At 72.1% G+C, this 10,876-nt stretch carries 12 protein-coding genes and 1 pseudogene; 7 read left to right on the forward strand and 6 right to left on the reverse strand.

The features are described 5' to 3' along the window. Nucleotides 1-322, reverse strand: a pseudogene (locus ACVNF4_RS25560) (hypothetical protein); the annotation flags it as partial. A gap of 474 nt (nt 323-796) precedes the next feature. Here ACVNF4_RS25560 and ACVNF4_RS25565 point away from each other — a divergent pair. Next, the gene (locus ACVNF4_RS25565) at nt 797-1,690 is read left to right on the forward strand and encodes a DMT family transporter (protein ID WP_461805221.1); all 894 of its coding nucleotides are present in this window, start codon (nt 797-799) and stop codon (nt 1,688-1,690) included. A gap of 121 nt (nt 1,691-1,811) precedes the next feature. Then, complete coding sequence (locus ACVNF4_RS25570; protein WP_461805222.1) at nt 1,812-2,324, forward strand: NUDIX domain-containing protein; 513 nt, start codon at nt 1,812-1,814, stop codon at nt 2,322-2,324. On the opposite strand, the gene ACVNF4_RS25575 is transcribed toward ACVNF4_RS25570, so the two are convergent. Further along, complete coding sequence (locus ACVNF4_RS25575) at nt 2,302-2,946, reverse strand: hypothetical protein (protein WP_461805223.1); 645 nt, start codon at nt 2,944-2,946, stop codon at nt 2,302-2,304. The genes ACVNF4_RS25570 and ACVNF4_RS25575 overlap by 23 nt on opposite strands. A 64-nt stretch (nt 2,947-3,010) precedes the next feature. Here ACVNF4_RS25575 and ACVNF4_RS25580 point away from each other — a divergent pair, with 64 nt between their 5' ends. Then, nucleotides 3,011-3,403: a YidH family protein gene (locus tag ACVNF4_RS25580; protein ID WP_461805224.1), complete on the forward strand. Its 393-nt coding sequence runs from the start codon at nt 3,011-3,013 to the stop codon at nt 3,401-3,403. Continuing rightward, nucleotides 3,400-3,768 carry a DUF202 domain-containing protein gene (locus tag ACVNF4_RS25585; RefSeq protein ID WP_461805225.1) on the forward strand — a complete coding sequence of 123 codons (369 nt, stop codon included), beginning with the start codon at nt 3,400-3,402 and terminating at the stop codon, nt 3,766-3,768. The genes ACVNF4_RS25580 and ACVNF4_RS25585 overlap by 4 nt, the downstream gene beginning before the upstream one ends. A gap of 46 nt (nt 3,769-3,814) precedes the next feature. Here ACVNF4_RS25585 and ACVNF4_RS25590 read toward each other — a convergent pair whose 3' ends face one another. Further along, nucleotides 3,815-4,762, reverse strand: coding sequence for an NADP-dependent oxidoreductase (locus ACVNF4_RS25590; protein ID WP_461805226.1), 948 nt, complete (start codon nt 4,760-4,762; stop codon nt 3,815-3,817). Between the two features lie 89 nt (nt 4,763-4,851). Here ACVNF4_RS25590 and ACVNF4_RS25595 point away from each other — a divergent pair, with 89 nt between their 5' ends. From ACVNF4_RS25595 to ACVNF4_RS25605, 3 genes are all read left to right on the forward strand, one after another. Next, nucleotides 4,852-5,148, forward strand: coding sequence for a hypothetical protein (locus ACVNF4_RS25595; RefSeq protein ID WP_461805227.1), 297 nt, complete (start codon nt 4,852-4,854; stop codon nt 5,146-5,148). A gap of 195 nt (nt 5,149-5,343) precedes the next feature. Next, nucleotides 5,344-6,369, forward strand: coding sequence for a phosphotransferase family protein (locus ACVNF4_RS25600; RefSeq protein WP_461805228.1), 1,026 nt, complete (start codon nt 5,344-5,346; stop codon nt 6,367-6,369). A gap of 5 nt (nt 6,370-6,374) precedes the next feature. Then, nucleotides 6,375-7,589 carry an acyl-CoA dehydrogenase family protein gene (locus ACVNF4_RS25605; RefSeq protein WP_461805229.1) on the forward strand — a complete coding sequence of 405 codons (1,215 nt, stop codon included), beginning with the start codon at nt 6,375-6,377 and terminating at the stop codon, nt 7,587-7,589. A 57-nt stretch (nt 7,590-7,646) separates the two neighbouring features. Here ACVNF4_RS25605 and ACVNF4_RS25610 read toward each other — a convergent pair whose 3' ends face one another. Genes ACVNF4_RS25610 through ACVNF4_RS25620 form a run of 3 tightly spaced genes read right to left on the reverse strand, consistent with a single transcriptional unit; the run spans nt 7,647 to nt 10,685 of the window. Next, nucleotides 7,647-8,240 (reverse strand): TetR/AcrR family transcriptional regulator, encoded by a 594-nt coding sequence (locus tag ACVNF4_RS25610; protein ID WP_461805232.1) that lies wholly within the window; start codon nt 8,238-8,240, stop codon nt 7,647-7,649. A 25-nt stretch (nt 8,241-8,265) separates the two neighbouring features. After that, nucleotides 8,266-9,924, reverse strand: coding sequence for a class I adenylate-forming enzyme family protein (locus ACVNF4_RS25615; RefSeq protein ID WP_461805230.1), 1,659 nt, complete (start codon nt 9,922-9,924; stop codon nt 8,266-8,268). After that, nucleotides 9,921-10,685, reverse strand: a complete 765-nt coding sequence (locus ACVNF4_RS25620; RefSeq protein WP_461805231.1) for an SDR family oxidoreductase — start codon at nt 10,683-10,685, stop codon at nt 9,921-9,923. Before ACVNF4_RS25620 ends, ACVNF4_RS25615 begins: the two co-directional genes overlap by 4 nt. Nucleotides 10,686-10,876 lie beyond the last annotated feature (191 nt).

A 10,876-nucleotide genomic window follows, 5' to 3' on the forward strand; every position in this document is an offset into this window, starting at 1 on the left:
CGGCGGCGCGGGTCCCGCTGCGCAGGGTGCGGCGGACGAGGGACAGGGCGAGGAGGGTCGCGGCGTCCGCGTTGTCCGGTTCGGCGGTCAGCCACTCCGTGGCGAGGGAGGCGGCCCGCGGTTCCAGGGCGAGGGTGGCGACGCGGTGGCCCCGGCGGTCCCAGTCGTCGCCGGTGCGGGCGAGGAGGGTGCCGGCCGCTTGTCTGCGGCCCTGCGCCAACGCGGCGCGGGCGACGCCGAGTTCGGCGTCGTCGAGGGTGGCGTCGAGGGTTCGGGGCTCGCATTCGCGACCGGGAACCGGGGAGGGCGGGGGTGGGGGCACCGCGGGATTTCCTCGTCCTCCTGGCGCGACACGGGTTGCCGTCGGCCTGCGATCGACCGATCACGCACAGCAAAGCCCTAGGCAGTGGCCAGCGTCAAGGGCCGGGGGAACATGACACGTATCAAGTGGCTGCCGGAACAAGGGACTTGGTGAGGCGATCGGCGAGGTGGGAGGGCTGGTCGGGGCTCTGCGGGGCGTGTGGCACACAGGGAGTGTGTGGCGTGAACGTGACGGGGGTGTGGCGTACGCCATGGCGCGTCGGGGCCGCGCGGCTCACGATGTCGGTACGGCCGTACTCCCCCGTGCGCTTTGCATCGCGTTGCTTCCGGGTGGGGTCACGGCCGGCGTCGGACCCCCGCCCCGGGGTACCCGTAGGGGTCGTTCCGCGCATCCCGGGAACGGTCGTAGCCCTTCGGCGCTACAGTCGGCCCACGACAACCGTGGCCCGACCGGACGATCATCGAGGTACGCAGCGTGTCGGTTCTGGTTCTGACTCTCGCCGTGAGCGCCGCCTGCTGTCTGGGCTTCGGGTTCGTGCTCCAGCAGCAGGCCGCGCAGCAGGCACCGCTCGGCGACTTCCTCTCGCCCCGGCTGCTGCTCGACCTCGTGCGGGTGCCGCGCTGGCTCGGCGGGCTCGGGCTGATGATCGCCGGGATGGTGCTGGGCGCGGTCGCGCTCGGGCGGGGCGAGGTGTCCCTCGTCGAGCCGCTCCTCGCGACGAACCTCCTCTTCGCGCTCGCCCTCTCCCGCCGCTGCACCCGGCAGTCCCTCGGGCGGCAGGGGTGGGCCGGGCTCGCGCTGCTCGCGGGCGGGGTGACCGCGTTCATCGTCGCCGGTGAGCCGCGCGGCGGGCACGCGGTGAGCGATCCGCTGCGGCACTGGCTGATCATCGGCGCGATGGTCGGGCTCGCGCTGCTGCTGACGACGTACGCGAAGCGGTCCCGGCTGAGTTCGGGGCCGGTGCTGCTGGCGCTGGCCGCGGGGCTGCTCTACGGCGTCCAGGACGCGTTGACGCGGGTCAGCGGGGAGCGGTTCACCTCCGGGGGGCTCGCCGAGCTGGTCACGGGGTGGCAGCCGTACGGGGTGCTGGCGCTCGGGGTGACCGGGCTGGTGCTCGTGCAGAGCGCGTTCGAGACGGCACCGCTGCGGATGTCCCTGCCCGCGCTGACCGCCGCGCAGCCCATCGCCGGGATCATCTGCGGGGTCGGGTTCCTGGGGGACCGGTTGCGGACGGACACGGGGGCGCTCGCCTGGGAGGCCGTCGGACTGGCCGCGATCGTCGTGGGGATCGTGCTGCTGGGGTTGCATCCGGCCATGCCGCGCGGGGTGGCGGTGGGGGAGGCTGTGCGGGATCTTCAGCCTCGGTGAGGGATTCCTCCGTGAGGGGTCCGGCGGGGTGCTTCTTCAGGCCGTCTCGCGGGTACGGCATTGTTCTGTGCCTGGTCGCGCCCCTCAGGCGCGCGGACGGCCCTGGCGAAGAGAGGTCACCTTGAGTGCTGCCGACGAGATCCTCGACATCGTCGATGAATCCGACAACGTCATCGGGCAGTCCCCACGCGGAGAGGCGTACGCCCTCGGCCTTCGGCACCGCTGCGTGTTCATCCAGGCCCGGGACGCCCAGGGGCGGCTGTTCGTGCACCGGCGCACCCCCACCAAGCTGATGTTCCCCTCGCTCTACGACATGTTCGTCGGCGGGGTCGTCGGAGCCGGGGAGGCGTACGACGAGGCGGCGTTGCGGGAGGCCGAGGAGGAGTTGGGGGTGAGCGGGCTGCCTCAGCCGGAGTTCCTGTTCAAGTTCCTGTACGAGAACGGGGCGGGGCAGAGCTGGTGGTCGGCCGTGTACGAGGTGCGGTGCGAGCTGCCGGTGTCACCCCAGGTCGAGGAGGTGGAGTGGTACGCGTTCCTGTCCGAGGCGGAGGTCGAGGAGCGGCTCGCGGAGTGGGCGTGGGTGCCGGACGGGGTGGCCGCCCATGAGCGGCTCAAGGAATTCCGGCGCCGCTGAGGGGGGTGGTTCCCGAGGCGTCCCAGGTGGTGCCGGTGTCGAGGAGGCGCTCGGCCAGGGCGGGGGCGGTCGCGTGGGGGACGCCGGTCTTGAGGAGGGCGGTGGTCACGCGGTCCAGGGCGTCGTCCGGGGGTGCGGGGTCGCTGTACGCGGGGAGCAGCAGGAGCAGCCGGTGATCCGGGTCGCGGACGCCGTCGTCGTCCCCGGGAGTGACTCCCGGCGCCGCTTCCGGTACCGCGCCCACGACGGCCAGGAGGTCCGGCCACGGCAGCGCCGGGGTGGTGAAGGGGCCTTCGGCCGAGGTCAGTGTCCGGGGTGCGGGGTGGGTGGGGTCCGTGAGGACGTAGTCGACGCCGGGGTCGTCCGGGAGGTTGGCCAGCACGATCCATACCGTCCGGCCCTGCGGCAGGGGGAGCCGGTACGTCGGCCAGGTCTCCGTCGCGTCGTACAGCGCCTCGCACGCGGCGTCCACGTCCGCCGGGTCCGCGCCGAACTCCTCGATGTCCTGGTGGGAGGTGGCGAGGTAGGCGGGCCAGAAGCCGGGCAGGGCGAGGTGGTGTTCGGCCGGGGCTATGCCGTGGCCGGGGTGCGCGTAGCCGGTGAGCGGCGTGGGGACCTCCATGTGTCCGACCGTAACGGGCCCCACTGACAGCGCCCCCCCGCGCCCGCCCGGTAGGGTCCTGCACGTGATCGATTTTGTTCGGAACGTCCGCCTGTGGTTCGCGCCCGAGTTGGTGCGCGAGGAGGGGAAGACGCCGGACTATCGGTTCTCCCTCGCCAATGAACGTACGTTTCTGGCGTGGTTGCGCACGGCCATGGCCCTTGTGGGCGGTGGTTTCGCGGTTGATCAGTTTCTTCCCGACCTCCGCTGGGGGTGGCGTGTCGGACTCGCTCTCGCGCTGCTCGTCGCGGGTGTGCTGTGTGCTGTGCGGGCGCTGAATCATTGGGTGCGGTGCGAGCGGGCCATGCGCAGGGGTGAGGATCTGCCGGCGTCCCGTTTTCCCGCGGTGCTGAGTCTGGTGGTCGCGGTGGTCGCGGTGGCGATGGTGGTGGTCGTTCTTCTGGGGTGGAACGGGTGACCGGGGCGGACGGCGCCGACGACGACGCCGGCGTCGTCCCCACCCCCCACGACCCCGACGCCCGCGACCCCGGTCTCCAGCCCGAGCGCACCCGTCTGGCCTGGCGCCGCACCACGCTCGCGGGGACCGTCGTCGCCGTCCTCGCGGTGAAGACCGCGCTGCGTGAGGGTCCCTCCCCCACCGGGGTGGCCGTGTGTGCGGTGTGCGGTGGTCTGTGGCTGGCCCTGCTGGCGGTCGCCCACCGCCGGATAGTCACCCTCGCCGCCGGCCCCCACCCGCCGGTGCTGTCTCCCCGCCTGGCCACTGCGGCGGTGCTGTGCACGGTCGCCACGGCGGTGTGTGCGGCGGCCCTGGTGGTGACGTGACCGCGGGGCCCCGCGACATCCGGGGCCCCGCGAGATCCGAGCCCCCTCAGGAGCCCCCCTCCGCCTCCCACTCCACCGTCACCACGATCTTCCCCCGGGTCCGCCCCTCCTCATTCAGCCGGTACGCCTCCGCCGCCCTCTCCAGCGGAAACGTCTCGGAGACGTGCACGGACACGGCCCCCTGCTCGACGAGTTCGGCGAGCCGGGTGAGGTCCTGCGCGTCGGGCCGGACCCAGAAGTAGCGCCCGCCGTAGCCGAGGACGTCCCCGTCGGCGATGGACGCGAGACGGCCCTCCGGCGTCAGCACGTTGACGGAGGCTTTCAGGGCGTCTCCCCCGACCGTGTCGAACGCCGCGTCGACCCCTTCGGGAGCGAGCCCGCGAATGCGGTCGACGAGCCCTTCCCCGTACGTGACGGGTTCACCCCCGAGGGAGCGGACGAAGTCGTGGTTGCGTTCGCTGGCGGTCCCGAGGACCCGGCACCCCAGGTGACGTCCGATCTGGACGGCGAGGGACCCCACACCGCCCGCGGCGGCGTGGACGAGGATGGTCTCGCCGCGCCGGACGGAGAGCGCGTGGACGAGGCCCTGGTAGGCCGTGAGGCCGGCGAGGGGGAGGCCCGCCGCCTCCTCGAAGGAGAGGTTGCGCGGTTTGCGGGCGAGCGTGCGTACGGGCGCGGCGACGTACTCGGCGAAGGTGCCCCGGGAGAGGAAGTCCTCCCGGACGTAGCCGATGACCTCGTCCCCGACGGCGTACTCGGTGACGGAGACGCCCGGCTGGACGACGACACCGGAGACGTCCCAGCCCGGGATGACCGGGAACACCGAGTCGATGATCCCGTCGAGGTATCCCTCGCGGGCCTTCCAGTCGACGGGGTTGACGGCGGCGGCCCGCACCTTGACCAGTACCGAGTCGGGGCCGACCTTCGGATCGCGGACCTCGCCGTACTCGAACACCTCGGGTCCGCCGTACCGGCTGTAGCTGATGGCCTTCATTCCTCCGACACTCCGGGCTGACCTCGCGCCACGCAAGCCGAGTGGACCGATATGTGCCATATGGGCCGTTTGCGTGGCAGTCTGAGGTCATGAGCGTCCTGCACCAGGAACACCCGACCCACTCCCACACGCACGGCCCCGACTGCGGCCACCCCGAGGTCCCGCACGGCGACCACGTCGACTACGCGCACGACGGCCACCTCCACCGCGCGCACGACGGCCACTGGGACGAGTGCGAGCCCGGCGACCACGTGACGCACGCCGGTCACGACCACCGGCACGGCGAAACCTGCGGCCACGCGCGCGTGCGGCACGGCGACCACGTGGACTACCTGCACGACGGCCACCGCCACGCCGAGCACGACGGCCACTACGACGACCACTGACACACGGCACCGGCAGACGGCACGGAGCGGCCGGAAAACGCTCCTCACGGCTCCCCGCGACACCCCGCGGGGAGCCGCTGCCATGCCGTACCCCTAGGGTGGCCCAGGTCACTTCGGCGTCCCGCACTGGACGGCATACCGACCGGTCGGCATCATGTGACGCACGTCCACCGCCGTACGCAGTCAGGAGCGCCCATGAGCACCGATCATCCCCCCGGGCTCGACCTCGACCGGCTGAGCGCCCTGCTGGAGCGCGAGGCGCCCGGCCTGGTCACGGGACCGCTGACGGGGCGGCTGATCGAGGGCGGGCGCTCGAACCTGACGTACACCGTGTCCGACGGCGCGCGGAAGCTGGTCGTGCGGCGGCCCCCGCTCGGACACGTGCTGGCCACCGCGCACGACATGCGGCGCGAGCACCGGGTGATCGACGCGCTGCACCACGAGACGGCCGTGCCGGTGCCGGGTCCGGTGCTGCTGTGCGAGGACGAGGAGGTGCTGGGGGCGCCGTTCTACGTCATGGAGTTCGTCGAGGGGACGCCGTACCGCACCGCCGAGGAGCTGGCCGCGCTCGGTCCCGAGCGGACGCGGGGCGCGGTGCTGTCGCTGGTGGACACGCTCGTCGAACTGCACGAGGTGGACCCGGCGGAGGTCGGTCTCGCCGACTTCGGGCGCCCCGAGGGCTTCCTGGACCGCCAGTTGCGGCGCTGGGGCAAGCAGCTCGACGCCTCCCGCAACCGCGAGCTGGCGGGCATCGACGAGCTGCACGCGACACTCGGCCGGAACCTGCCGCACTCCCCGGAACCGGCGATCGTGCACGGCGACTACCGGCTCGACAATGTGCTCATCGGACCGGACGACCGGATCGAGGCGGTTCTCGACTGGGAGATGTCCACTCTCGGCGATCCGCTGACCGATCTGGGCCTCCTGGTGATGTACAGCGTGCCCCTGGAGATGCCCGACTCGCCGGTCTCGACGACTGCGGCGGCCCCCGGGCACCCCTCCCCCGCCGAGCTGGTCGAGCGGTACGCGCGGCGCTCCGGGCGGGACGTCTCGGACGTGTCCTGGTACACGGCGTTCGCCTGGTTCAAGCTCGCCGTGATCCTCGAAGGCATCCACTACCGCTACACCCTCGGCCAGACGGTCGGGCGGGGCTTCGACCGGATCGGCGAGCTCGTCCCCGTCTTCATCGAGCACGGACTGACCACTCTCCAGGAAGGCTGACCGGCATGGACTTCGCGTTCGACGCGCGCACGGAGGAACTGCGCGGGCGGCTGCTCGCCTTCATGGACGAGCACGTCTACCCGGCGGAGACCCTCGCGGAGGAGCAGCGCGCCGCTCTGGCGTCCCCGTGGGACACCCCGGCCGTCGTGGACGAGCTGAAGGCCGAGGCGCGCAGGCAAGGCCTGTGGAACCTCTTCCTGCCCGACGAGGAGTACGGCGCCGGCCTCACGAACCTCCAGTACGCGCCGCTCGCCGAGATCACCGGGCGCTCCCCGCAGCTCGCGCCGACCGTCCTGAACTGTTCGGCGCCGGACACGGGCAACATGGAGGTCCTGGCGCAGTTCGGGGACGAGGCGCAGAAGAAGCAGTGGCTGGAGCCGCTGCTCGCCGGTGAGATCCGCTCCGCGTTCGCGATGACCGAGCCGGAGGTGGCCTCCTCGGACGCCACGAACATCACGACGTTCATCGAGCGGGACGGCGACGACTACCTGGTCACGGGCCGCAAGTGGTACATCTCCGGGGCGATGAACCCGGACTGCAAGATCTTCGTCGTGATGGGCAAGACCGATCCGGACGGTCCTGACATCCGGCGCCAGCAGTCGATGATCCTCGTGCCGCGCGACACGCCGGGGGTGACGGTCAAGCGGGCCATGAAGGTGTTCGGGTACGAGGACCACTACCACGGCGGTCACGCCGAGGTGATCTTCGACCACGCGCGCGTGCCTGCCTCGAACCTGATCGGTGAGGAGGGCGGCGGGTTCGCGATCGCCCAGGCGCGGCTGGGTCCCGGCCGGATCCACCACTGCATGCGGCTCATCGGGATGGCCGAGCGCGCCATCGAGCTGATGTGCCGCCGGGCGGTCTCCCGGGAGGCGTTCGGGAAGGCGCTCGCCCAGCAGGGCGTCGTCCACAACTGGATCGCCGACGCGCGCGTGACGGTCGAGCAGCTCCGGCTCCTCGTGCTGAAGACGGCGTGGCTGATGGACACCGTCGGCAACCGGGGCGCGCACTCGGAGATCCAGGCGATCAAGATCGCGACGCCCCGCGCGGTCGTCGACATCATCGACCGGGCGATCCAGCTGCACGGCGCGGGCGGGCTGAGCCAGGACTTCCTGCTCGCCGAGCTGTACGCGGGCGCGCGCACGCTGATGATCGCGGACGGGCCGGACGAGGTGCACCAGCGGTCGCTGGCGCGACGGGAGCTGAAGAAGTACGCGTAGGGATACGCGTGTAAGGGGTGGTCGTCCATGGCGACCACCCCTTACACATGTGCTCTGTCAGGGCCGCAGCGCCCTCAGCAGCAGGTCCGCCAGGTGGTCGGCGACCTCCTGGGGGGTGAGGCTGCCGCCCGCCCGGTACCACGTCGGCAGGTGGTGGACCGAACCGAAGTGGTAGTCGACGACCAGGTCGGCCGGGGTCGCCTTGGAGAAGACGCCCGCCTCCTGGCCCTCCTCCACCAGCGCGCGGAACCGCTCGTGGTAGTGCCGGCGCTCCGCGCGGACCTGCTTGTACTTCTCGGGGCTCAGGTGGTGCATCGAGCGGAAGAAGATCGCGGCGTCGTCGAGGTTCGCGATGGTCGTGACGACGACGTCGGCCGCCGCCCCGCGCAGGCGCTGCTCGATCGGCTCGTCGGCGTTCGCGAAGGCGTCCAGGCGTTCCTGCTGGACGCGCAGCACGCGCGCGTAGACCTCGTGGAGGAGGTCGTCCTTGGAGCCGAAGTAGTGGTAGAGGGCGCCTTTGGTGACGCCGGCCGCCTCGACGATCTCCTGGACCGAGGTGCGGTCGTAACCCCGCTCAGCGAAGAGCCGGGTGGCGGCGGCTAGGAGCCGCTGGGGGACGGGCGTACCGCCGCCGTCCGTCGTCCTGGGCACTGCCGCCACCTGCCTTTCCTGGAGGTCAGTCGTTGTCCGTGGTGCGGGAACGCAGTTCCCGACGCAGGATCTTCCCACTTGCCGTCTTGGGGAGGTCGGGCAGGATCTCCACCTGCCTCGGGTATTTGTAGGCGGCCAGTCTCTCCTTGCAGTAACCGGCCAGGTCGTCGGGGGTGGTGTCGGCGCCGGGGCGCAGGCTGATGTAGGCCCGTACGGTCTCGCCGCGGTACCCGTCGGGCACGCCCACGACGGCCGCCTCGCGCACCGCCGGATGCGTGTACAGGACGTCTTCGACCTCGCGCGGCCACACCTTGAACCCGGACGCGTTGATCATGTCCTTCTTGCGGTCGACGACGTACAGCCAGCCCTGTTCGTCCATGAACCCGATGTCCCCGGTGCGCAGTTCCCCGCCGGGGAACGTCTCCGCGGTCGCCTCGGGCCGCCGCCAGTACCCCGGCACGACCTGCGGCCCGCGCACGACGATCTCCCCCTGCTCCCCGAACGGCACCTCGGCGCCCTCGTCGTCGAGGATGCGGACGACGGTGTCGGCGTCCGGCAGGCCGACGGCGAGCGTTCCGGAGACCGGGTCGACGGGTGCCTCGTGCTGGGGCGGCACGGAGGCGCAGGGGGCCGTGCACTCGGTGAGGCCGTAGCCGTTGCGGATGTACGGTCCGAAGCCCGCGCGGAACTTCTCGACCAGGGCCGGGGGCACCGGTGCGCCGCCCGAGCTGATGGTCGCGAACGACGCGAAGTGGTCCGGGGTCGCCCCGGGGTGCGCGGCGAGGGCCATGAACGCCGTGGAGGGGCCGACGGTGTAGTGCGGGCGGTGCTCGGCGAACGCGTCGAGGACGACGCCGGGTTCGAAGCGGTACGTCAGGACGAGGGTGCCCGCGCTGTCGAGGCAGGCGCCGAGTTCGCAGACCATGCCGGTGATGTGGAACAGGGGGGCCAGGGCGTAGTACACGGGTGCGTCGGGCAGGTTCAGCCAGGCGCGCTGCCGGCCTGCGTTGGCCATCAGGTTGGCGTGCGTGTTGGTGGCGCCCTTGGGGGTGCCGCTGGTGCCGGAGGTGTAGCTGATCAGGCCGATGCCGTCGGGGGTGAGTGTGCGCCCACCGGGGGCCTCGCCGCCGCGCCGGGCGACCTCGACGAGGTCGTCCGCGTCGTCTGCGGGGCGCGGCTCGAAGTTCAGCACGCGCGCGTCGTCGCGAGTTTGGAAATCCAACTCACTCGCCGTGAGGGCGAACCGGACCGGCGAGTCCGCCGCCGTCTCCCTCAGATACGCCTCCCACGCGCGGTCGGTGCAGATCAGCACCGCGACCTCGGCGTCCCGCAGGACGTGCGTGATCTCGCCCGACTTGTACATCGGGTTGACGGGGACGACGATCGCGCCGGCCTTCCAGGCACCGAGCAGGGCGATGACGAAGTGCGGGGAGTTCTGGAGGACGACGGCGACCCGTTCGCCGTGCGCGAGGCCGCGGTCGGCGAGGTGGGCGGCGACGGAGTCGGTGAGGGCGTCGACCTCGGCGTAGCTGAGGCGGCCGTCGAAGTAGGTGAGGAACGTGCGCTCGGGGACCGTGCGGGCGGCGTCGCGCAGGGCGTGGACCATCGAGACGGGCGGGGTGACGGGGGCGCGCTGGGCGTCGTTCAGGAGGGCGAGCCAGGGCTGGTCGGCGTAGGTCGTCACTGCGCGGCCTCCCACTTGCGCTGGAGGCGGTTCATGGTGGTGAGCCAGCCGTCGGGGTCGGTGGCGCGGCCCTGGTAGAAGCCGGCGACCTCGGGGTGCGGGAGGATCAGGAAGCGGTCGTCCTCGATGCCGCGCATGAGGGCCTCGGCGACGTCCTCGGGGTCGATCGCGGTCGGCTTCAGGACCAGGTCGCCCGCGCTGCCGGACGCCTCCAGCATGTCGGTGCGCACGCCCTGGGGGCAGATCGCGTGGACCTTGAGGCCGCGGTGGCGATAGGTCAGGGAGAGCCACTCCGCGAAGGCGTAGGCGCCGTGCTTGGTGACGCTGTAGGGGGCGGCGCCGATCATGGTGAGCAGCCCGGCCGCCGACACGGTCGACACGAAACGGCCCTCGCCGCGTTCCAGCCACGCCGGGAGCAGCGCCTGGGCCGCGCGGACGTGCGCCATCACGTTGACGTCCCAGGCTAGCGCCCAGACGTCCTCCGGCGCCGACTCCGAGCCGCCCGAGGGGACCCCGGCGTTCGCACAGTAGATGTCGATGGTGCCGCCGAGCGCCTCGCGCGCCTCCTCGACGACGACGGAGGCGTCCCCGGCGACGGCGGTCGCGCCGATCTCGTCGGCGACGGCCTTGGCCCTGGCGCCGTCGAGATCATTCACGACAACCCGCGCCCCCTCGGCGGCGAACCGCCGCGCGAGCGCCGCGCCGATCCCCCCTCCGCCCCCGGTCACGACAACTCCGGCCCCTCGAACGGCTTCCACCATCGGGTCTCCCTCGACACGACACGGCTCACGGCTGCTCCCGCCGCCTTCTCCGGCCGGGGGGAGGGGTACAGACTAACCAGTCGGTATGTGATGAGGAAGGGGGTTGGGGGTGGGGTGGGCGGGGGGCTGAGGGGCGCGCGGGGGTGAGGGCTGGCGCGGGGGCCGGGGGCGGTGGGCGAGTGGGGTCGGGG

The sequence above is a fragment of the Streptomyces sp. S6 genome, from assembly GCF_054880855.1.

Excerpts from the sequence above, each read along its gene's own strand:
- ACVNF4_RS25600 (WP_461805228.1), top strand. The coding sequence starts at position 5,344 with ATGAGCACCGATCATCCCCCCGGGCTCGACCTCGACCGGCTGAGCGCC.
- ACVNF4_RS25595 (WP_461805227.1), top strand. The coding sequence starts at position 4,852 with ATGAGCGTCCTGCACCAGGAACACCCGACCCACTCCCACACGCACGGC.
- ACVNF4_RS25620 (WP_461805231.1), bottom strand. The coding sequence starts at position 10,685 with ATGGTGGAAGCCGTTCGAGGGGCCGGAGTTGTCGTGACCGGGGGCGGA.
- ACVNF4_RS25575 (WP_461805223.1), bottom strand. The coding sequence starts at position 2,946 with ATGGAGGTCCCCACGCCGCTCACCGGCTACGCGCACCCCGGCCACGGC.
- ACVNF4_RS25605 (WP_461805229.1), top strand. The coding sequence starts at position 6,375 with ATGGACTTCGCGTTCGACGCGCGCACGGAGGAACTGCGCGGGCGGCTG.
- ACVNF4_RS25590 (WP_461805226.1), bottom strand. The coding sequence starts at position 4,762 with ATGAAGGCCATCAGCTACAGCCGGTACGGCGGACCCGAGGTGTTCGAG.